This is a genomic window from Ruegeria sp. CDSA079 (assembly GCF_059612245.1).
Genome location: NZ_JBXWQF010000029.1, coordinates 17,163 through 38,268 on the forward strand (window position 1 = coordinate 17,163; position 21,106 = coordinate 38,268).

A 21,106-nucleotide genomic window follows, 5' to 3' on the forward strand; every position below is an offset into this window, starting at 1 on the left:
TAAAGCGTTATTTGAACATGTATTGGGTGGATTATGGGCGACATCAGATATGTCTGTCTTTCAGATATGCATTTCGGGGCGGATAACAGCATTTTAACCCGTCTGAACGCAACCGATGGTCAAGTAGACCCGATGCACCCCAGCGATGTTTTGATTCACTTGGCTAACTGCCTGAGACACCTGATCAACGAAAACTCAGGCGACCGTCTGCCAACGCTCATTCTGAATGGCGACATTCTTGATCTGGCCTTCAGCACCGAAAATGTCGCTGCAATGGCGTTTCGACACTTTCTTGAACTGACCATGCCGGAAGACCCAGCCGCCCGGCTTTTCGACCCCGAGATTGTGTTCATTCCCGGCAACCACGACCATCACCTTTGGGAAACCTGCCGCGAACGCCAATATGCGGATTCCCTGAGTTCCGCCGATTGGAGCACCCCTCTGCCCACCCCGCCGCACATCACACCGATGCGCGACCCGGAAGGGGTGCCAAGTTATTTTGTTAATGCAATCACCCACAGCCTCCCCTGGCTGTCAGAGACGCTGATCAAAACCGTTTATCCAAACTACGCCATCACGTCCGGCGACAAGCTTATCGTGGTCAGCCACGGGCATTTTATCGAAGACGCGTATCTGATGGTCAGCGAGTTTGCGGATCTCCTCTACCCCAAGACAACTCCACCCGAAACGATGGAAGCATGGGAGGCCCAAAACTTCGCCTGGATCGATTTCGTCTGGTCCGTTTTGGGCCGTTCCGGGCATATCGGGGTTGACGAAGAAAACGTTTATAATACTGAAAACAGCCCGAAGGCGATTGGATCATTGCTGGGCAGTGCCACCCGAAATCTGGTTATGAAAAAGGGTGGCGCGACCGGAAAAACACTTGCCAATGGCGTTGGCGAAATGGTCAGCGCGTTGGTCTCCGACTATTTTGAACGTGGGCAGACCAATACCTTACTCAGCGACGACGGAGCAGGCGTCAAACGGTTCATGCGGGTTCCCGTTCAAGAACAAATAAAATCAGAATTCGCCCCGAGCGTTCCTGCAAGTGTTTCTCTTGTTTTTGGCCACACGCACAAACCATTTGAAGCGATCATGCCGTTGGAGGGTTTCTTCGTGCCAAACTTCGCCGCCTATAACAGCGGCGGTTGGGTCGTCGACAGCCCGGAAGTCAAACCGCTCATCGGAGGCGCGATTGTGTTGATCGACGATGACGCCAACCTAGCTTCACTGCGCATGTATAACGAGGGTCACAACACATCGGATTATCGCGTTTCAGTCCAAATCGCCGAAACACCGGAAGACGTGGATAACCCGCTGTATACGCAACTGTCTAAATCCGTCGCCCCCCAGAAATGGCCGTGGGCGGATTTTTCCAAAGCCGCAGCCGTAGCAGTGAAACAGCACAACACACGTCTGGCCGATTTTCTAAAATACTCAGGTGGTACGGGTTAGAGTCAATGAGCGTTCGATTGCGTGGGCATCACGAAACTGTCCAAGCAAAGGTAGAAAGATCAACGGAAAAAGTCTCTCATATTTCAGCCTAAAATGGTGCCCGGGGGCGGCACATGCAACCTGTTTGGGAATGTTCACTCTTGTGCAGATTCCCCCTCATTTACAATGAATTACCTGATCTAATTGTCCAAGCTTGTCTTGCCATGTTTGACGCCATCCAATAAGTTTAGGTGGATATTAGGGTGGATATAAATGCGGGCAAAAAAACAGACTTTCGGCTTCCTTTGTTAAATCTGCACCGGTCGGTAAACACTGCGATGGCGCTGGTCTTTGGTTTATTAAACGAGACGATGGTGGCGCGCAGTGGATGCTTCGTGTGACTGTGCATGGCCGAAGGCGCGAAATGGGCTTAGGCGGCTATCCAACTCTTTCTCTTGCAAGTGCTCGAAGTGTTGCACAGCGATGGCGTACGGTCGCTGCGGAAGGCCGTGACCCGGTCAAGGAGCGTGAAGCAGAGGCACGTGTGGCGCGGAGGGAAGATGTTTCACTTGCGGTTCTGACTGCAGATGCAATTGAAGCGCGAAAGGCTGAACTCAAAGGAGATGGAAAAGCTGGGCGTTGGCTCTCACCGCTAAATGGGCATGTACTGCCCAAGCTTGGAAAGGTGCCAATAACAGACATTGACCAGCGCGACATTCGCGACACCCTAGCTCCAATCTGGCACACAAAAGCCGACACAGCGCGCAAAGCCATGAACCGGCTAAACATTGTCTTTCGCCATGCGGCCGCGCTTGGATTGGACGTTGACCTTCAGGCGACAGAAAAAGCCAAAGCGTTGTTGGGAAAGTCACGTCACAAGCCGAAACACATCCCAGCGATGCTGTGGAGCGATGTCCCTGCCTTCTACTCAAGCTTAGAGGAACCGTCTATCTCGAACTTGGCAATGAGGTTGCTCATCCTAACCGGCGTTCGCTCTAAACCTTTGCGCTTTATCAGGCTCGAACAGATTGAGGGACACGTTTGGACTATACCCGGCGAGGCCATGAAAGGTCGAAAAGGGGCAACAAGTGATTTTCGTGTGCCGCTTTCGCAGGAAGCGCAACGCGTTATCGACCTTGCCCTACCGCATTCCAGAAATGGTTTCCTTTTTCCGAATACACGGCACGGCGTGATCTCTGATATGACACTCTCACGAATGATGGAACGTCGCAAACTGTACGCCCGCCCGCATGGCTTCCGCAGCAGTCTCCGCGACTGGCTGGCTGAAGCCACCGACGCGACACACGAAGCAGCCGAAGCGATGCTGGGACACGTAACCGACTCTGGTGTCGTTCGAGCTTACAGACGCACAGATTTTCTTGAGCAGCATAGGGTGTTGAGCGAGCAATGGGCGAGCTACGTGTGCGGTGGAACTAGGGAAGTCGTTTCTTGCGTCGCAACACGGTAATTAACGCCAGCCGGCATCACTCTAAATACAGTGGCCGCGAAAATCTAAACAGCTACATATTGAATTGCACCAATTAGTCCGCTAACATTGGACCTGTTGCTGCGCAAGATGTGCAGCTCGTCTTCCCCGACACGGGGCACCCATTGGTGGGACGAGCGGCCGGTTGCGATCATTCTGGCTTTCGTCCCGAGTAAGAAAGGACGACTGTCACAATGAGTACATTCACGGCGACTCCCGCAAAATACCTGACCCTAATTGAACTTCGCGAGAAGCTCGGGAACCGTTCTCGTTCATCCATTTATGCCGACCTGGCTGCGGAGCGGCTTCCCAAACCCGTCAAACTGGGTGGTCGTTTGTTGTGGATCGAAGAAGAAATCGATTCCCACCTCCGCGCTCTGCGCGATGGCGACATATGCTAATCGCACGCAGTGGAGGATCCATTATGGTCGGTCGCTTCGATACACCGGAAACCGCTAGCATCAGTTGTGCATTTGAAAGTGCACGGAAACTTGGGCGGCATTGGGAGGGAGGTCAAAATGAGTGATTTCAACGCCAAACGTGCCCGGGCTAAGCGTCCCTGCCCACTTTGGGTAGATGCATACCAGCGTGATACTCAACACCTCTCGGCCGATGAAGTTGGCGCCTACATGCTTATTCTCATGGCGATGTGGGTGCGCGAAACATGTGATTTCCCTGATGATACGCCCTTGGTGACGCGCCAGTGCAACCGACAGCATAATTCGTCGGTAAACAACGTCTGCTATAAGACATGCTTAGAGAAATCTGCCGACCCTTCCGACAATAGGAAATCTACGGTTGCTGCATCTCGCATTTTGCAGGCAATAGGCTATGTAATAAGCCACAATGAACCTAAACCCTACTTGTGAAGGCCGACGGAGAAAGGCCTTCCCAACTTGAGAATGCCTCTGAAAAACTCTGCCGATGCTCGAAGCCAAGTATTTCGGCAGTTTCAACTATGTCTTTTCCAGCCATAAGGAGGCGCTTTGATGCGAGGTGCCGCTCGGTCTGAACGATTTCACGAAAAGATGTTCCTTCAGACTTCAAACGAAGTTGAATCGTCCGCTCGTGTAATTGCAGTGCTCCAGAGGTGTTGACTAGAGTCCATGGCGCAACACCGAATGAAGCACGAACTAGGCCGGCGACAATGTCCTTCGTCAGTGGTTTTTCGCAAGCCTTTATGGATTCATCGGCCAAATAGCGCGAAAACACTTCGGCTCTCAGTGCATCCATTTTGAACATCTGCGACTTGAGTGCTTCTTCGTCGAACGAAATGTACCCTTGAGTGGAAGCCCTAACGCGACTGATAGCGGAGTTGAACAGAACGTGCGTCGAACAGCCATTAGGGTAGGAAACATCAATGTCCGGATCGGTGCGATTGTTTGCAAGGCAGACAACGTTGGCCAATAGAGTTATTGTGTATTGAACATCTTTGGCTCCTTCAAAAGCGTCAAAAGGATTGAAATACCAGATATGGCAACGCTTTTTGTAGGTTCTGATTACTAACTCTGAATCGCTCTGATAGTACAACAGCGCAGACTTGGCGATCTGCAAAGCGTCCCACAAGGTATCAGCAGAAACGATTGCGCGACCAAAAACGCCCAAATCTTCCACTTTCTGAACATATCCTGCTCGGGCAAAGAAATCATCATCGCCAGCGAACCGAGTTATTTCCTTTATGCCCTTTAGGTAGTTGGAAACGTCAACAATCTCCTCTGGCTCCGTTGGCAGGTTGAAAGAATGCAGCGTTTTTTGAAACATCCGAGCGTTGTCAGTAAGCAAGGAGATTGGACCATGGAATGAGCCCGCTCTAATCGTGAATTCGTTGACCTTTTCACTCATACACTGTGCTCGGACAGTGATTCATTATGTGCTTCGACGTGTTTAGCGAATCTCTTCATACAACTTCTTATACATGAATGCTTCCTGTCGTTGGCAGGCTAACACACGTTTTTCGTGAATATGAATGTTGCTTTTGCAGCCTTGATTCGTATTTGCCGACAGATTGAAGGGCAAACACCGCTAACCAATGGGGTCATCGTGGGAATGAACTTTGATCGCGATGTCACCAGTCTGTCGATTGATGCGTTGGTTTCGAATTTTTCAGGAGAGCACATGAAACATAATTTGGGCATAACAAAGTCAGCGATATTGGGTGCTTTGTCGGTCGCTATCCTCGTGGTTGGCACACCAGTTTCTGCACAAGACAAACCAAACATTCTAGTGATTTGGGGAGACGATATTGGGCAATCCAACATATCCGCTTACACTAGGGGACTAATGGGCTACGAAACGCCCAATATCGACCGGGTTGCTGATGAAGGCATGATGTTCACCGACTACTATGGGGAGCAGTCCTGTACAGCTGGTCGGGCTTCTTACATTATGGGACAGTCTGTCTATAGAACCGGCTTGTCTAAGGTAGGCCTCCCGGGCGCAGACTTGGGTATGAAGGAAGAAGACCCCACGATTGCGGGCCTTCTGAAGCCATTAGGATACATGACCGGTCAGTTTGGGAAAAATCACCTTGGTGATCAGGACAGTATGCTTCCCACAAACCATGGTTTTGATGAGTTTTTCGGAAACCTGTACCATTTGAATGCGGAAGAAGAGCCAGAAAATCGCGACTATCCCGGCGACGCGGTTTTGGCGGACGGCCAGACCTTCCGCGAGGCATTTGGCCCTCGTGGCGTTATCAAGTCTTCGGCTGATGGGCTTGTTGAAGACACGGGACCATTGACCAAAAAACGGATGGAGACAGTCGACGATGAAACCGTTGCAGCTGCCGTCGACTTTATCAAAAATGCGCACGAGCAAGGCAAACCTTTCTACGTTTGGTGGAACGGCACACGGATGCACTTCCGTACACATGTGAAAGACGAATTGTTCGGGATCTCGGGACAAGATGAGTATGGCGATGGCATGGTCGAACATGACATGCACGTCGGTCAGCTATTGGATGTGCTTGACGAACTGGGCATTGCTGACAACACCATTGTTCATTATTCGACTGACAATGGCCCCCACAAGAATACATGGCCAGATGCTGGCACCAACCCGTTCTACAGTGAAAAGAACACCAACTGGGAAGGTGGATGGCGCGTGCCCTCGCTCGTGCGTTGGCCTGGGAAAATAGAACCTGACTCTGTCTCAAACGAAATCATGCACCACATGGATTGGTTGCCGACGTTGTTGGCAGCAGCGGGCAATGAGACCATCAAGGAAGACTTGAAAGCAGGTGGCGTTCAAGCCATTGGTCGCGAATATAAAGTGCATCTGGATGGCTACAACTTCTTGCCCATTCTTACTGGTGAAACAAAAGACGGCCCGCGACATGAGATTTTCTATTTCGCGGATACCGGAGAATTAACAGCCTTGCGCTATGACGATTGGAAACTGATTTTCCTTGAGCAAAAAGCTGTTTCGACATTGCGTGCGTGGATCGAACCTTGGACCCCACTTCGCGTCCCTTTGATCACCAACCTGCGGCGTGATCCATTCGAACAGGCGCATCTAACATCCAATACTTACTACGACTGGATGATTGATCGGATCTATTTCCTGGTGCCCGCACAAAAGTATGTAGGCCAGTTCCTAGCTACATTCCAAGAGTTCCCACCGCGTCAGAAGCCAGCCAGCTTTTCAATTGATCAGGTCATGGAACTGATGACGGCAAATAACGGAAGTAAATAGTTTCGAGCTTGGTAAACTTAATTCATGCGCGGTGTTGGGAGAGAACCGCGCATGGAGTTCAGAGATGAAACATCGTCACGGGATAGCGTCAGGACGTACATTCTTTTGTGTGTCACTGCGCTGCAAAAAACAATTTTCAACTAGGGAGAGATACGATGAGTGATTTGGTCATTATTGTCTTCGAGGGCCGTCATACAGCAGACGAAGCACTTTTGCGTCTGCAAAAAAATGAGCCTGGATTGGGAAGTCGATCTCGACGAGGTCGTGGTAATGACCCGCGATAAGAACGGCGTAGTGCGGACCCGGAATTCCGATACTCTTACAGCAACGGGTTTCGTCGGAGGCACTTCTCTTGGAGCACTGACCGGCACGTTGATCGGTGCCATGGTCGGAAACCCTGCTGCCGGGTTTATTGCAGGTTCGGCTGTTGGTGCTGGCTCTGGGACACTTGCAGGAATGCTGGATCAAGCAGACGAAGAGGATGCATTGGCAGCTCGCGTCGGCTCAAAGATGGGCCCTGACTCATCGGCTCTGGCCGTTATCGGGTGGTCAAACCGACCTACGAAGTTGTTGGGCGAATTGGAGGGCATGAAGGGCGAGGTTATCGAGACATCATTGTCTGTCAGTGATGAAAAAGAGCTTCGTGCCGCTTTGTCCGGAAACTGACCAGTATGTTTAGGGGGCGGGCTGCTTGATCACCCGGCGACCTGAATTCAATTTTCACATTGTCGAGACGGGATCAGTAATATGAAAAAAGTTCTGAGAACAACGGCTCTCTTGTGTGCTTTCGCAATTGGAGACCCAATGTATGCGCTCGCACAGTCCACACCTCATGTGGCTGGCGGTGTTGTTGTCGAGTACAACAATCTTGATGTCGCCTTAGTCGCTTCCGGTTGGAGCGTAGTCGAGCTTTTGCGCGGTGATGTTTACAATGCTGGTGGCGACTTTGTGGGATATGTCCATGATGCGCTCGTCTTGCCGGATGGTGATACGACCTTTGTGATCGTCAACGTCGCCGGCTTCCTGAACATCGGTGAAAAGTTGATCGCGCTGCCAGCGGTCGCCTTCGAGATCAACGCGGATGGCGATCTGTTTTTGCCCAATGCGACCAAGGAAAATCTGAAAAGCCTGCCGCGCTTTCACTACGCTCGAAACTAAACGGAAGGTCGCACTCGACAGGCTTTGACCTGCTTGAGGGCGCCTAAACGCAAAAGCAGTCGCCAGTGTTTGAAAATGCAATCGACCAAGGGAAAGATACAATGAGCATGGGAAACTCAGACAACGATCTGCAAAAATACTGGGGCTGGTTTCTTGGACTCGGGAGTGTGTTGGCTATCGGGGGTGTATTCGCAATTTTTGCACCTTTTTTGGTATCATTGGCCATTGAATTTGCTGTGGGATTTGTTTTCGCTGTAGGTGGCTTCGTGGTGCTAGTGCAGGTTTTCACCACCAAAGATGGCTGGAATGCAAGGCTCATCTATTCCATCTTGGGGGGCTTCAATCTGATTGCCGGGTTGTTGCTGATATTTCGCCCTCTTGAAGGGCTCATGGCGCTTACGTTGGTCTTGATTGTTGCAATTTTTGTGAATGGCTTGGTGCGGATTGCAGTGGGCGTGATGGCGCGACCGGATCAAGGTTCTGGCTGGGTCATTTCCGTTGGTTGTGTGTCCGTACTGGCATCGGGATATCTGTTGGCGAAGTACCCCGAAGTGAGCGTGATGCTGTTGGGGATCGTTGCAGGCGTATCGCTGATCGGTGAGGGCGCAGGATATATCCGCTTTGCCCGTGGCCTAAGGAACGACGTGTCGGTCGCGGTCTGAAAAAAACGACCCAAAACTGTGGCAAACGTTGGGTAGACACTGATTCTACTGTTACAAAAAGGACGAAATACGTGATCGAACCAAAAAATTTTCCCTTGCTAATCAAATGGTTGGTTGTTGGAGTCAGCTTGGTCGTTCCGTCTGTCTCAAGCGCTCAAGGCAAGCCTCGACTGGTTCTTCAAATTACTGTTGATCAGTTGCGTGGAGACCTAATCGACAGATTCAGTATCCACATAGGAGAGGGCGGCTTTCGCTATTTGTTGGATCATGGCGTCAATTTTACAAATGCTCATCACCGCCATGCCAACACTGAAACAATTGTCGGGCACACGACGCTCGCAACCGGCACGGACCCTGCTATCCATGGTATGGTAGCCAACCTGTGGTTTGATCGAAAAACTGGCAAGCCTTTCTATAACGTGCAGGATCCGGACTATCCTTTGGTCGGGGCTTCCGGAGTCGATGCGGAGAACGAAATCGATCCGACCCAACGAGCAGCCACAACTGACGGTCGGTCTCCCCGCAATATTATCAGTTCAACTATCTCCGATGAAATTGGCCTGCACTTTGGGCCGACTTCAAAAGTGTTTGGTGTGTCGGTCAAGGATCGCGGTGCAATTGCAATGGCAGGTCACGCTGGTGACGCTTACTGGTTCTCAAAGTCAGAAGGCCGGTTTGTTACAAGCACGTTCTATCGCGACGCCTACCCCGGTTGGATTGAGGATTGGAACTCAAAGGGCCTTGTCGCATCATATGCCAATCGATCTTGGACTCTTCTGGGAGACGTCGGGAAGTATGCCTTTGCAGACCGCGACGACCAACCGTGGGAAACCGATATACAGGGGTTTGGACGGACATTTCCGCATAACTGGGGAGCGGCAGAAGGGAAATACTTCACAACGCTCTTAACCCTCAGCCCGGCTGGGGATGAAATAACAGTAGATTTTGCCAAAGCCCTGTTGGATGCAGAAAAACTGGGGCACGATGACGTTACTGATTATCTGTCGGTCAGCTTGTCATCTACAGACTATGTCGGCCATATGTTCGGCCCTTCAAGCCTAGAAGCCGAAGACAATTTCGCGCATCTCGACAGGCAAATCGCTGACCTTTTAACACATGTGGATGCCGTAGTTGGTCTAGAAAACACATTGATCGTTTTGTCGGCAGATCACGGCGCACCGGAACACCCGGAGTTTCTGGCGACTCTAGGCATTGAAGCTGGTTTGTTCAGCTTTGAACGCGTCGATACAGAACCAGGATTTGTGCGTCTTCAAATGGATTTTGGTGAATCCGCTGATCTGGTTCAGAACTTTTCCAACCCCTACGTCTATTTGGACCAAGATCTTATTTCCAAACGCTCTTTGGATCCTTTGGTCGTCGAGCGAGCTGTTGCTGAGGAACTTCAAAAACTCCCCGGCATTGCCTATGCGGTTGGGAGTTCAGATTTGCGACGCGGATCGTTTGCAAAAACCAAGATTAGCGATGCCGTCTTGGCTAACTTTAATCCAGATCGGTCGGGAGATATCTATGTGGTGTTCGAACCGCATTGGTTTGTGGCTGATTTTGACGGGTTGCACGTTGCGTCTGCTCATGGCTCTCCCTGGACATACGACACACACGTTCCCCTGATTATTACAGGTTCAAATATTGTTCCACAAACCGTCGCACGACGCGTCGAAACTGTGGATGTCGCGCCTACGATTGCGTCTCTTCTGGGCACTAAGCCGCCTTCCGGAGCGGTGGGTGTACCTTTGCCAGAAGCGATGCCCGAGACAAAGGGAGCCCCATGAAATCCTTCTTTAAGCGCTTAGCTCAATTTTCCGTTTTGTGCGTCGCCAGCACTCCGGCCTATGCGCAATCTGATGCAGCGCAAGCCAACAATCCTCTGGCTGATATCACAGCGTTCAATATCCAAAACTATTATATCGGTGACTTTACAGGACCAGATAATGCGACCGGAAATCAATTTGTTCTGCGCTATGCAAAGCCGGTCACTTTAGGCAGCTCCAATTGGCTGATCCGAGCCTCGTTGCCATTTAACTCGTTACCGGTGGGAACAGATGGCCAAACTTTGAGTGGCGTCGGAGATTTTGATGTTTTTGCGGCCTATCAGTTTAATACGGGTAACCCTGGAATTAGTTTTGCGCTTGGTCCGCAAGTGGTCGTGCCAACAGCCTCCGACGACCGCTTGGGAGCCGATCAATGGCAGCTTGGGTTAGCCAACGTTTATTTCAATGCAACTTCGCCTGTCTTTCAGTATGGATATCTTCTGACATGGCGTGGAGGCGTTGGGGATGCAAATGGGCGCCCACGTGCCAATTTGGGTGCCTTTCAACCCTTTGTTTTTTTCCAACTGGGCAATGGGTACTACACGGGCGGCGCCCCGATCTGGACCTACAATTTTGTTAATGACAGCTATTCTGTCCCATTGGGCATTCGCCTAGGCAAGGTCACCAAACGCGGCAATACCGTTTACAACTTTTTTGTCGAACCGCAGTACTCGGTTTTTGACAAAGGAATCGGCCTGCCCAAATGGCAAATTTACGCGGCACTTAACATGCAGTTTCAATGAGCATTTAGTGTTTAGAAAAGTTCCTACCCACTAAGAAATTCCCGCCTAAAATCAACCATCAGGAGTACCAACATGGAAAAGTTTATTGCCGTCGTTTTCGAGGATGATGCTGCTGCATTCAAGGGTGAAACCGCACTGCGCGCGCTACATTCCCAAGGAGATCTCGCGGTGTATGCCGCTGCAGTCATCGGGAAAGATCTCGAAGGCAAAGTCGAAGTTAAGAAGGTGGAAGATGAAGGGCCGTTGGGAACGGCACTGGGCCTCGTTCTCGGCGGAATGGTTGGTGTTTTGGCCGGCCCGATGGCAGTCGCATCAGGAACTGCAGTCGCCGGATCTGCCGCTGCAGCATCAGTGGCCGCCTCAGGAATGGCTGTCGGATCGATGACAGGTGGTTTGTTTGGTGTCTACAGAGATCTTTGGGTTGCGGGAATAGATTCTACGATGCTTGACGAAATCAGCATCGAACTTATTCCTGGTAAATCTTGCTTGGTGGCCTCGGTTGACGAAGTTTGGACATCGCCATTGGATGTCAAAATGAGCGAGGCTGGAGGAGTGGTTTTCCGCAAGCCACGCGCCGATGCAATCGATGAACAATACGCTGATGAAATGGCGGAACTTAATCGGGAAATTGCAGAGCTAAAAGACGAGTGGAAGCAATCTAACGAAGAAACCAAACAAGCAATCCACGACAAAATCGACGCAACCAAGGCAAAGGCAAGTATAGCCAAAGAAAAAATCTCGCAACGTATCACCGAACTGAACAGCCAAACAGCTGCAAGGCTCGAGGCGATTGACGAGCAAATTGCGGTGGCCAAAGAAAATACAAGGAACAAGTTTGAAAAGCGTAAAGCTGAAATTCAGGCAGACTACAAAGAACGAAAGGCCAAGCTAGATGCGTCAATGTCACTGGCCAAAGAAGCGTTGACCTAATTCTTTTTAGTAAGATGTTTAAACATCCAACCGGCACCGTTTAATATTGGCAGTGCAGATAAACCGGAGAGCCGTCTCTCGGCAATTACGTGTTACAAAAGGTGAAAGAAATGCCAGATCTAAAGGCCATGATGGCCGAGCTACAACAAAAGAGAGATGAAATTAAACTTCAGTTGAACCTTGGAACAATGGAGGCGGAAGACGAGTGGGATTCACTTGTTTCGGAGTGGGATAGGTTCCTGTCTACATCACAATTTAATCAGTCGGCGGATGAAGTCGGCGAAGCTGCGCAGGAACTTGGTTTGAAAATGAAAGCCGTATATGACAAGGTTCGTAAATCCGTAGGGTAATAGACAGGAAGTAGCCCAGCCGGTGCCAGATCAACAGCAAACACACGTTTTTAGTCTGGCGTTTTGGCACCGGGTTGTCGTGATCGCCTTTTTTACTATCGCAGGACTGGTCCTGGCGGCTGATGTTCTAGTTCCATTGTCGATTGCTTCCTTGATTTTCATTCTTCTGACTTCCGCAGTCGACAGGTTTTGTCAGGTTGAAATTCTCGGGACACGGATCCCCAGATGGCTGGCCCATGTCATTAGCGCTGCTCTTTTAGTGTTGGGATTGCTCGGATTACTATCAATTCTGACCAGTCAAGCGGGCGCGGTTGCCGATGCGTTGCCTAGATATGAAGCAAGATTCTCTGAAATCTTGGCCCGAGTGGTCACTCTTGTTGGAGACAAGAACTATCAGGCAGCGCAACAAGCGATCTTAGAGATGGACTTTACCGGCTTCGCTGGCGGAGCAATCGGTTCAGCCGGAAGCTTTTTGAGCGCTTTCTTTCTGATCCTTCTTTATATTCCTTTCATGATGCTGGAACAGGGGCCCATGAGGTTGAAAGTCGCACTGGCAGCACCAGATGCGGAATCCGCACAAAACTTACACCGCGTGCTGACACGCATTTCGGACAGTGTGCAGCGCTATGTAGGGATCAAAACACTCGTTAGTTTCCTAACGGGTGTCGGTAGCTACGCGATAATGAAGCCCGTGGGATTGGATTTTGCCGAAACTTGGGCCATCCTGGCATTCGTACTGAACTTCATTCCAACGATTGGTTCAATCATCGGGGTAGCGTTGCCGTCGCTCGTTGCTCTTGTGCAGTTTGATACTAGCACGCCTTTTCTAATTATTTTGGTGGGCTGTGGGGCGGTTCAGTTCATCATCGGGAATATTCTGGAACCATCGCTAACCGGAAAATCACTAAACTTGTCGCCTTTGATGGTCATCCTCGCACTGACGTTCTGGACCGCAATCTGGGGTATCCCCGGGGCTCTACTAAGCGTGCCGATTACCGTCTGTACTATGATCGTGTTAGCCAACATCCCATCGACGACGTCACTCGCAATACTGATGTCGGGCGATGGTAACTTGTCCGACGGTAGTCACAAAGACAATCCAGTAAGGGAAGTAGCACAGGGCGAAGCCACTGAAGCTGCACCTCGAAAATCTAAGCTAACGGTATCCAAATCCGAACTAGATACCGAAACAGAAGCAATCCGTCAGGAATTTGAGCAAAACTTAGACAACCAGAGCTAGACGCTTGGGGAATACTGATCGGTATCATCAGGAGGTCACGGAATGGCTGACCCGCGCAGATTGATCGATTGTGTTGGATAGGCCAGTTCTGTTCCTGCCGCGCGCACCGTCTCAAGGATTTTGAGCGAAAGACTTTCATTCACACGGAGGAAATTGTCGTATTCAGGGGTAGTCGTCCACGCGTAAAAAATGATGGTTACGGCGCATTCTGACAACCCTTCGACATAGACATATTTCGGTGCCTCTTCAGACAATTCGAAATCTCCACAGGCCGACAAATGTTCCCGCAACGTATCACGCACCTGAAGGACCTGAGCCTCGGTACTGTCTAGAAGCAACGGTATGCTAAGCATGACCCTTCGATGTCGGCGGTGTGAATAGTTTAGGACAACTGCGTTGGATAACTCGGAGTTCGGAACATGCCGTGGGATCTGATCGAACCCACGGATTAGGGTGGAGCGCAGGTCAATGGATTCGACTGTCCCGACAAACGAACCGTCGATTTGAATCGAGTCCCCAATAGCGAAGCGCTTTTCACTCATGTTATTCATGCCTGCCACAAGATTGCGGATCAGGTCCTGTGTCGCGATAGCCAATCCTGCGCCCAGCACTCCAACACCGGTCAGCGCACCGCTGATGTCGACCCTCCAGACTTCTAGCAGTGACGTAATGGCAAACAGCAAGATGCCAAAACGGGCAACGCGCTCCATCCATCCGGCCTCCATCCTGACTTCTCCAAACCGGTCGCTCTGAAGAAGGGATACAAAAGACCCGCTCAGGTTGTACCACCCTGAGAATACTGCGATCACAGCGATTGAGGCCATAACGCGCCTAAAAATGTCACCAGGCATGTTTGGAACATTCAGTGTTTCCAGAACCACAAAAACAGCAAAGGTCACAATCAAAACTGATGTGGTCCGCATCAGTTCGTCAGCTACCTTTTCCGAAAGTTCAATGGACAAGCGTCTGAGAAGTGTCCGAAACATTGCCATAAGCCATCGTGCAAGTGGCCGCCTGCCGATGACAACGGCCAAGAGAAAGATCAAAGAGAGAATTACGCTGCTTTGATTTAGTTCGGCCTGCCAGTGGCTGAAACGTTCCTGCATTTCGACAACTGCGCTCATCGACGGAGATTGAGTTTCTTCCAATTGCTGAACTGGCCTCTCTTTTGGATCATGTAGGTCGTAAACTTCTCAAACGACACCCGAAGTTTGCAGGAGGACAGCATCGGAAACTCTGGGAGAATCTTCCAGCTTTTTCTGGAGTATCGGGATAAATTGCTCCTAATTTGTCAAAGCGGCATACGAATGAGAATTCTCTATCGAATTGCAACCCGAGCTCAACAAGAACTGCGTTTCTACGCGCTTGCCCTAGGCGATCCTTTCCTGCGAGTATCGGTTAATCTGGTGGATCTCCACCGGGTGTTGGAACGCCCTTTCAGCAACCGTGAACCAAAGAGGCCCACATGGTGTCCACAATTCTGGTCTTGCTCCTGATCGCCCTCGAAGCCACTGCCATTTGGTTTGCATGGAGAGCGATCTCATCGGCGCGAACCTCTCAGGGTGCAGTGGGTTGGGTCGTTTTTCTGATTACTGCCCCGTATCTTGGCGTTCCGCTTTACCTTTTTTTGGGACATCACAAGTTCGACCGATACTTAACTGCGCGCCGCGATAGCGAGGAGGTAATTGACGGAATCAAGACGTTTCGCGAGGTCAATGCCCCCGACGTGCCTACAGAGTTTCCGTCCGAAGCGTTGGAAAGGATATCTGAACTCCCTGTAGTCCGGGGCAACAACATGCGAATCCTATTAAACGGGCAGGAAACGTTCGATGAAATCTTTGCCGCTATTGACGCAGCCCAAGATTACATTCTGGTGCAGTTTTATATTGTTCATGATGATGATCTGGGTCGGACACTGCGGGACCATCTGATCACCGCAGCAAGACGTGCAGTTGCGGTTCGGTTCATGTGCGATCCAGTTGGCAGCGTTAAACTTCCAAACTCCTATCTTAATGATCTCCGTTCAGCCGGCGTGCAAGTAGTTGAACCCGCGCAGATGCGCGGAGCTAAAAACCGATTTCAACTCAATTTACGCAATCACCGCAAGACGGTGATCATCGACGGAACGGTCGGCTTTACCGGCGGATTGAATGTTGGAGACGAATATATGGGGCGCGACCCAAAATTCGGTGATTGGCGCGACACACATGTCGAAATCCGTGGCCCGGTCGTCTCGCAATTGCAACTGGTGTTTGTAGAGGATTGGCATTGGGCAACTGAAGAAATCCTGATTTCGGAGATGAACTGGGAGGCTGGTCACATGGAAGAGAACATGTCCGGATTAATCGTCCCAACTGGTCCCGGGGACGAAATGGAAACCGGTGCCTTGTTCTTTTTCACGGCAATCGCGAATGCCAAACGACGGATTTGGATCGCTTCGCCGTACTTCGTACCCGATACCGATGTGCTCACAGCTTTAAAACACGCTGCATTGCAAGGGGTGGATGTCCGCATCTTGGTTCCTGACGTCATTGACCATAAGATTCCTTGGCTTGCCGCTTTTGCCTTTTTTGATGAAATCCGCGAGGCCGGAGTACAGGTCTTGAGATATAGTTCCGGTTTCATGCATCAAAAAGTATTGGTTGTTGATGATACTTTGGCCGCGATAGGGACAACGAACATGGATAACCGCTCATTCCGGCTGAATTTTGAAGCAATGGCCGTTTTCTTCGATACACGCGCCGCCGGGGCTACAGCCGCGATGCTGGAAAAGGATTTTGAACGGTCGTTTAGGCTAGACAAATTGCTTGCTGAACAGCCCCCGCATATCCGGATTGGCGCCCCGATTGCCCGCCTGTTCGCTCCAATTCTTTAGAGATCAAGACCCAGTTGAAGGTAGCGCAAAGCTTAACCTACCCGGTAGAACCGATATTTCGAACCTCGTGTCCACCATCGGTTCACCGTCAAGGTTTAAGTGGAACGGTTTTTCTGTTTCCAACACCGCATGTTTGAAACGGCTACGTTTTACGAGCCCCTCAATCGGGTCACTCAGGTCGGGGAAATGCCCAAAAGACAGGTTTGCAGGTGGCCACTCGTCCGTGGTCAAAACACCCAGATCGAGCAACCCGTCGAACATGTCAGCCTCTGGAGTTACTTCGAACCCACCACCGGCAAAGCGGTTGTTGCCAATTACCAGCGCAGAAACCGACGCCCAGTTATGCTCTGACCCATCCAAAGTAATCAAGGCCTGCGTTGGTTTCAGCTCAGAAACTCGCGCCAATCCGGTAAGGGTGTAGGCTAACCCTCCTAGCCGCTTCTTAACTTCTTTGGGAGTTGTCGCGGTAATCATGGCCCCAAACCCGCCACTGGCGACATTCACGAATGGGCGACCGTTGATAGAACCAATATCTATCGACCGGGCTCTTCCGGTTGCGGCCTGCACCAATGATGCAGAAAGATCCGATCCGGCATCACCATAAGACCTGGCAAAGTCGTTAGCAGTGCCCAGAGGCATAAGCCCCAAAACAATGGTTGGTCCCGCATCGCATCGCAATAGGGCGCTGGTAACCGCGTTGAGTGTCCCGTCACCACCTCCTGCAACAAAGCGCGTCACCCCCTTGGCCAAGTGCTTGTGTATCGTTTTTCGCAACTGTTTACCTGACCACGGGATAGTAATCTCCAGACCAAGCTCCTTTTCCAGTGGTCTGACGGCCGAACGTACGTCAGATCGGGCCGCAGATTTTCGATTGAGGATGAGCAGTGTTTTACAAACCATGTGGCCGGCCTATTCCTCTCATTTATTCAGGTTCTTGATCACTGTCTTGGCAACCGTTGTGGCCAAACCAGGGTCAAACGCACCTAAAGGATCACGCGCCATTTTCTTTAGTGCGTTCGTAGCGGCTCTGGCTTCTGCTGCTGCCATGCAAAGTTCGGCTTTGGTTGCCATTGTTTTTAGCCCTCCAAATCTGACCAAACATGTGATCGACGGTATGTTTTACCATCCCACCAGGCCAATTTTACTCAAATAATTCACATTGGCCCTGAGCGGTGCCTCCTGAGAGCAAGAGAACTCAATGCCAAATTATGCCCCGAATTCAATTAGATTGCTACTCCCGTAGCGCAGCGCAAATAAATCCAGTGGATTTCATCCAACAGAAACTGTGTTGAACTTCAGAACACTCCAATTGAGCCTCCCCATTTGAATGGACCCACCGTATAAATTAGGGTCAGGACTCATAGCCAATAGATAACGATTGCGGCGAGTGCGATGGCTGAGAGGAAGACTTTGGGACATCTGTCGTATCGTGTTGCCACACGCCGCCAATCCTTGAGCCTGCCGAACATGATCTCAATCCGGTTGCGCCGTTTGTATCGGCGCTTGTCGTACTTAACGGACTTCTTCCGCTGTCTGCGACCGAGGATGCATGGGCGTATCCCCTTGACTTTAAGGGCTTCTCTGAACCAATCAGGTCGTAACCACGATCACCCAGTAGCCAATCGACCTGCGGCAGGCTGCTCAGCAACGCCCTTGCGCCGATGTAGTCGCTCACCTGCCCAGCGGTGACGAACAGGTTCAGCGGGCGGCCTTTGCTGTCGCAGATGGCGTGTAGCTTTGTGTTCATGCCGCCCTTGGTGCGTCCGATCAGGCGACCGCGTCCCCCTTTTTCACGCCCAAACTGGACGCCGTACGGTGGGCTTTGAGGTAAGTCGCGTCAATCATTACGGTCTTCTCCTCACCGTGATCAGCGGCCAATCCTATCAGCATCTGGGCAAAGATACCTTTATCACTCCACCGCTTCCAGCGGTTGTACAGCGTTTTGTGTGGCCCGTATTCCTTGGGTGCATCGCGCCAACGTAAGCCATTGCGATTGATTAAGATAATCCCACTCAACCCACGCCTATCATCGACGCGAGGTTTGCCGTGGGACTTCGGGAAGAAGGGCTCAAGACGCGCCATCTGCGCATCGCTCAGCCAGAAAAGATCAGACATGGTTACCGCTCGGTTTTCGAACCGTGAGTCATATCGCCGTGCGGAAATCAATGGGTCCTGACCCTAGAGAAACTGTGAAGAAGCACTTACTCCGTTTCACATTTTCGATGTGTCGAGGCGCCGCATAACGACGCCCCGGCCATTTGCGTCAGTTGCCGGTTGGCAGGCTCAAATTGAAGCCGTCCTTTTTCAACTGGTCGCGCACCGTCGTGAAGCGGTGGTACTCGCTGAGTGTAATTGGGCCGGAGTAGGATTCGCTCTGCACCGGACGTGGGGGATAGTCGATGTAGGTTTTCACAACCCGCTCAACCTCGCCCATCAGTGTCGGCATCGTCCAAGTGTTCTCACGCCCGGTGGTCATGAAGATGTCGTAGCGCTCCATCGGGTCTTCCCAAAGGTTGAACACCTGCGGAACGGTAGCAACGTACATTTCGGCCCCGCGCCATCCCAATTCGGCAGCAGGAGCTTCGGATCCAGCACGCGCACCGTTGTCGCCGCGCATGTTGAAGACGGCCTTCCATTCATTGACGCGCACCGCGCCCGGAGTGAGTTCATTCTCGGTAAAATACGCCCAGGTGTTGCGCTGTGGGTCGGCCTCACCAAACAGGACCGGAGCCATATCAATGCTGTCAAAAATCGTCGGCTGCCCTTCCCGATCTTCGGTCGGCAACGGAACGCCGGCGAGGTTGGCAAAGGTGGCAATCAGATCGGTGCCGCCGGTGATGTCGCTCGACTTCGTGTTCGGCTCGATCTTACCTGTCCACTTTGCTAAGAAAGGTACGCGGTACGCCCCTTCACGGTCAGTCCCTTTGGTGCCACGAAACGGTGTCATGCCGGCATCAGGATGCACATCCTGCCATGCGCCATTATCAACAGTGTAAATGATCAGGGTATCTTCCCCAATTCCGAGATCTTCCACCTTGTCGAGGATCTGACCAGTGTGGAAATCAAGCTCTACCACCTTGTCGCCATACTTGTTCTTTACCGCCGACTTGCCCACAAAATCAGGCGACGGCAGGTTAGGCTGGTGGTTCGCAGCCCAGTTGATAGACATGAAGAATGGCTGGTCCAGGCCAGCAAGACGCTCCAGTTCTGCCACCGCCTTTTCCGCACCAACCTTGTCCAGCGCGGCCAAATCAGCAGTCGTCATGTCTTCGATAGTCAGCACTTCCTTGGCAGGATCTCCGGCCACGCCTTCAAAAACGCCGGTGGTGTTCTCTTTGTAAAATGCTCTCTGATCATCGGACATCTGCACATTCCAGTCGTCCAGCGCATAGGTGTACGCATTCAGGTGATAGAGAAATGTGTTTTCCATCTTGTCGTAGCCATGGGCTGTCGGCATGGCATAATCTGCTTCCCCGAGGTGCCATTTTCCCATGAAGTAAGTGTTGTAATCAGCCTGCTTCAAAACAGACGCAATCGTCCATTCTGCCGCCGGTAGTCCACCACCCTGACCCTGAAAAGCAACCGTAGTCATGCCCGAGCGGTTCGGGAAACGCCCGGTCTGCATCGCGGCACGCCCCGGCGTGCAAGAGGATTGAGCGTAGAAATCTGTGAACATCATCCCTTGCTTGGCCATTTGATCAAGATTGGGCGTGTCCATGCCGCGCGCGGCGCCCCCATGATAGGCACCAAGGTCCCAATACCCAGTATCGTCAGAAACGATCATAATGATGTTGGGCTTGCTGCCATAGGTCGACAACGACGTCGGATCGAAATCCTGAGCCGTCGCGGAGATCGCGAAAGTACAAAAGAAAGCAGCCAATGGCGTGACAACTTGGTGAGGTTTAATCATGTTTATCTCCTACTCCGGGTAAAAAGTATTAAAGTTTTGAAACTGCGCGTTTCTAAAGGTTTTGATACAGTGCAGAACTGAACACACTACGACCTATTCCGAATGGCCTCTTATACTTTTGGATACATCGGCCTCTCGGGGCGCCGTTTAATCACACCGAACAACTAGTCGATAGGACATTAAACTTTGGATGATCCTTGCGATCATCCTCGGTAATCTCTGTCGTCGTTTTTAAGTCTAAATCAACGTTTCACTTTTTTGAGTGATTTAACCCACGAATAGCGTTTGCTTTACCCGCATAAAAGTTTGACCGCCTCATGTTCAACGAAGGTTGTCAGTGGAAAACGGCAGAGAACCAACAACTCACATTACATTATTGCGATTCATCTATTGTCAAAGCTTCGTCGTGTGCAAATCCGCCCCGGAAGTCTTCGTCCTGATAGATCAAAGGCCAACCATGCACTAACTTTCAATTTGGACCACTAAAATTGGGCGGCTCAGTTCGACCAACGCGCTAGAAGCGGCCGTAATCGCGAATTGGGTTGGGCGCACCCAGAGCAGGCCATCGCTTTAGACCGTGGGCAACTTTGCGTAGCCAAAAATTTGAGACCTTCCTATTTAATGTCCGGATTGCGCTGTTTGCGGTCCTCCGGTGAAAGCGGGCCAATGGCCGCAAAGTCCGCGTAGCAGTCGTTCAAGCCGACTGCAGCGAAAGACTGCTTTGAGCCGATATTGTTGAAAAACAACGTGTTGCTGGCGCAGAGAGAGGCGTACCGAACTGAGCGCGAGTGCCTTT

Annotated in this window: 19 protein-coding genes and 2 pseudogenes; 14 read left to right on the forward strand and 7 right to left on the reverse strand. The window is 51.2% G+C overall.

The window, feature by feature from the left end; genetic code table 11:
• The first annotated feature begins 33 nt into the window (after positions 1-33).
• From AC2FJZ_RS20425 to AC2FJZ_RS20440, 4 genes and pseudogenes are all read left to right on the forward strand, one after another.
• Complete coding sequence (locus AC2FJZ_RS20425; RefSeq protein ID WP_496779943.1) at positions 34-1,455, forward strand: metallophosphoesterase; 1,422 nt, start codon at positions 34-36, stop codon at positions 1,453-1,455.
• Between the two features lie 265 nt (positions 1,456-1,720).
• Positions 1,721-2,902: pseudogene (locus AC2FJZ_RS20430) on the forward strand (tyrosine-type recombinase/integrase); the annotation flags it as partial.
• 212 nt (positions 2,903-3,114) lie between these two features.
• Positions 3,115-3,321, forward strand: a complete 207-nt coding sequence (locus AC2FJZ_RS20435) for a helix-turn-helix transcriptional regulator (protein WP_496779945.1) — start codon at positions 3,115-3,117, stop codon at positions 3,319-3,321.
• Positions 3,322-3,438: 117 nt separating this feature from the next.
• Positions 3,439-3,789, forward strand: coding sequence for a DUF1376 domain-containing protein (locus AC2FJZ_RS20440; protein ID WP_496672148.1), 351 nt, complete (start codon positions 3,439-3,441; stop codon positions 3,787-3,789).
• On the opposite strand, the gene AC2FJZ_RS20445 is transcribed toward AC2FJZ_RS20440, so the two are convergent.
• Positions 3,773-4,762: an AraC family transcriptional regulator gene (locus AC2FJZ_RS20445; RefSeq protein WP_496672145.1), complete on the reverse strand. Its 990-nt coding sequence runs from the start codon at positions 4,760-4,762 to the stop codon at positions 3,773-3,775. The genes AC2FJZ_RS20440 and AC2FJZ_RS20445 overlap by 17 nt on opposite strands.
• 120 nt (positions 4,763-4,882) lie before the next feature.
• Here AC2FJZ_RS20445 and AC2FJZ_RS20450 point away from each other — a divergent pair, with 120 nt between their 5' ends.
• The 9 genes from AC2FJZ_RS20450 to AC2FJZ_RS20490 all read left to right on the forward strand — a co-directional run bounded on the left by AC2FJZ_RS20450 (position 4,883) and on the right by AC2FJZ_RS20490 (position 13,525).
• Complete coding sequence (locus AC2FJZ_RS20450; protein WP_496672296.1) at positions 4,883-6,613, forward strand: arylsulfatase; 1,731 nt, start codon at positions 4,883-4,885, stop codon at positions 6,611-6,613.
• 228 nt (positions 6,614-6,841) lie between these two features.
• A complete protein-coding gene (locus tag AC2FJZ_RS20455) occupies positions 6,842-7,279 on the forward strand; it encodes a DUF1269 domain-containing protein (protein ID WP_496779947.1) in 438 nt (145 codons plus the stop codon).
• An 81-nt stretch (positions 7,280-7,360) separates the two neighbouring features.
• Positions 7,361-7,771, forward strand: a complete 411-nt coding sequence (locus tag AC2FJZ_RS20460) for a PRC-barrel domain-containing protein (RefSeq protein WP_496779949.1) — start codon at positions 7,361-7,363, stop codon at positions 7,769-7,771.
• Between the two features lie 65 nt (positions 7,772-7,836).
• Positions 7,837-8,433 carry an HdeD family acid-resistance protein gene (locus AC2FJZ_RS20465; RefSeq protein ID WP_496779951.1) on the forward strand — a complete coding sequence of 199 codons (597 nt, stop codon included), beginning with the start codon at positions 7,837-7,839 and terminating at the stop codon, positions 8,431-8,433.
• 71 nt (positions 8,434-8,504) lie between these two features.
• Positions 8,505-10,223: an alkaline phosphatase family protein gene (locus tag AC2FJZ_RS20470; RefSeq protein ID WP_496779953.1), complete on the forward strand. Its 1,719-nt coding sequence runs from the start codon at positions 8,505-8,507 to the stop codon at positions 10,221-10,223.
• Positions 10,220-11,005 carry a hypothetical protein gene (locus AC2FJZ_RS20475; RefSeq protein WP_496779955.1) on the forward strand — a complete coding sequence of 262 codons (786 nt, stop codon included), beginning with the start codon at positions 10,220-10,222 and terminating at the stop codon, positions 11,003-11,005. Before AC2FJZ_RS20470 ends, AC2FJZ_RS20475 begins: the two co-directional genes overlap by 4 nt.
• A gap of 72 nt (positions 11,006-11,077) precedes the next feature.
• Positions 11,078-11,935: a DUF1269 domain-containing protein gene (locus AC2FJZ_RS20480; protein WP_496779957.1), complete on the forward strand. Its 858-nt coding sequence runs from the start codon at positions 11,078-11,080 to the stop codon at positions 11,933-11,935.
• 110 nt (positions 11,936-12,045) lie between these two features.
• Entirely contained in the window at positions 12,046-12,285 is a 240-nt protein-coding gene (locus AC2FJZ_RS20485; RefSeq protein WP_496672129.1) for a hypothetical protein, read from the forward strand.
• 22 nt (positions 12,286-12,307) lie between these two features.
• Positions 12,308-13,525, forward strand: coding sequence for an AI-2E family transporter (locus AC2FJZ_RS20490; protein WP_496672126.1), 1,218 nt, complete (start codon positions 12,308-12,310; stop codon positions 13,523-13,525).
• Between the two features lie 35 nt (positions 13,526-13,560).
• Here the strand turns inward: AC2FJZ_RS20490 and AC2FJZ_RS20495 are convergent, their stop codons facing one another.
• Entirely contained in the window at positions 13,561-14,448 is an 888-nt protein-coding gene (locus tag AC2FJZ_RS20495; RefSeq protein WP_496672123.1) for a mechanosensitive ion channel family protein, read from the reverse strand.
• Between the two features lie 542 nt (positions 14,449-14,990).
• Here AC2FJZ_RS20495 and cls point away from each other — a divergent pair.
• On the forward strand, positions 14,991-16,400 hold the full coding sequence (cls, locus tag AC2FJZ_RS20500; RefSeq protein ID WP_481668667.1) for a cardiolipin synthase: 1,410 nt from the start codon (positions 14,991-14,993) through the stop codon (positions 16,398-16,400).
• A 3-nt stretch (positions 16,401-16,403) separates the two neighbouring features.
• On the opposite strand, the gene AC2FJZ_RS20505 is transcribed toward cls, so the two are convergent.
• The 5 genes and pseudogenes from AC2FJZ_RS20505 to AC2FJZ_RS20525 form a co-directional block, all read right to left on the reverse strand.
• Positions 16,404-17,300 (reverse strand): YegS/Rv2252/BmrU family lipid kinase, encoded by an 897-nt coding sequence (locus AC2FJZ_RS20505; protein ID WP_496779959.1) that lies wholly within the window; start codon positions 17,298-17,300, stop codon positions 16,404-16,406.
• An 18-nt stretch (positions 17,301-17,318) separates the two neighbouring features.
• Positions 17,319-17,471 (reverse strand): hypothetical protein, encoded by a 153-nt coding sequence (locus tag AC2FJZ_RS20510; protein WP_496779961.1) that lies wholly within the window; start codon positions 17,469-17,471, stop codon positions 17,319-17,321.
• A 287-nt stretch (positions 17,472-17,758) separates the two neighbouring features.
• A pseudogene (locus AC2FJZ_RS20515) lies at positions 17,759-18,515 on the reverse strand (IS5 family transposase).
• A gap of 148 nt (positions 18,516-18,663) precedes the next feature.
• The gene (locus AC2FJZ_RS20520) at positions 18,664-20,310 is read right to left on the reverse strand and encodes an arylsulfatase (protein ID WP_496779962.1); all 1,647 of its coding nucleotides are present in this window, start codon (positions 20,308-20,310) and stop codon (positions 18,664-18,666) included.
• 614 nt (positions 20,311-20,924) lie between these two features.
• The coding region (locus AC2FJZ_RS20525; RefSeq protein ID WP_496779964.1) for a hypothetical protein at positions 20,925-21,106 on the reverse strand (182 nt) is incomplete at its 5' end.

Bases quoted from the DNA above. Each gene is read 5' to 3' on its own strand.
- AC2FJZ_RS20495 (WP_496672123.1), bottom strand. From the start codon at position 14,448: ATGCGGACCACATCAGTTTTGATTGTGACCTTTGCTGTTTTTGTGGTT.
- AC2FJZ_RS20505 (WP_496779959.1), bottom strand. From the start codon at position 17,300: ATGGTTTGTAAAACACTGCTCATCCTCAATCGAAAATCTGCGGCCCGA.
- AC2FJZ_RS20475 (WP_496779955.1), top strand. From the start codon at position 10,220: ATGAAATCCTTCTTTAAGCGCTTAGCTCAATTTTCCGTTTTGTGCGTC.
- AC2FJZ_RS20450 (WP_496672296.1), top strand. From the start codon at position 4,883: ATGAATGTTGCTTTTGCAGCCTTGATTCGTATTTGCCGACAGATTGAA.
- AC2FJZ_RS20520 (WP_496779962.1), bottom strand. From the start codon at position 20,310: ATGATTAAACCTCACCAAGTTGTCACGCCATTGGCTGCTTTCTTTTGT.
- AC2FJZ_RS20435 (WP_496779945.1), top strand. From the start codon at position 3,115: ATGAGTACATTCACGGCGACTCCCGCAAAATACCTGACCCTAATTGAA.
- AC2FJZ_RS20480 (WP_496779957.1), top strand. From the start codon at position 11,078: ATGGAAAAGTTTATTGCCGTCGTTTTCGAGGATGATGCTGCTGCATTC.
- AC2FJZ_RS20510 (WP_496779961.1), bottom strand. From the start codon at position 17,471: ATGGCAACCAAAGCCGAACTTTGCATGGCAGCAGCAGAAGCCAGAGCC.
- AC2FJZ_RS20485 (WP_496672129.1), top strand. From the start codon at position 12,046: ATGCCAGATCTAAAGGCCATGATGGCCGAGCTACAACAAAAGAGAGAT.
- AC2FJZ_RS20445 (WP_496672145.1), bottom strand. From the start codon at position 4,762: ATGAGTGAAAAGGTCAACGAATTCACGATTAGAGCGGGCTCATTCCAT.
- AC2FJZ_RS20440 (WP_496672148.1), top strand. From the start codon at position 3,439: ATGAGTGATTTCAACGCCAAACGTGCCCGGGCTAAGCGTCCCTGCCCA.
- cls (WP_481668667.1), top strand. From the start codon at position 14,991: ATGGTGTCCACAATTCTGGTCTTGCTCCTGATCGCCCTCGAAGCCACT.
- AC2FJZ_RS20455 (WP_496779947.1), top strand. From the start codon at position 6,842: ATGAGCCTGGATTGGGAAGTCGATCTCGACGAGGTCGTGGTAATGACC.
- AC2FJZ_RS20425 (WP_496779943.1), top strand. From the start codon at position 34: ATGGGCGACATCAGATATGTCTGTCTTTCAGATATGCATTTCGGGGCG.
- AC2FJZ_RS20460 (WP_496779949.1), top strand. From the start codon at position 7,361: ATGAAAAAAGTTCTGAGAACAACGGCTCTCTTGTGTGCTTTCGCAATT.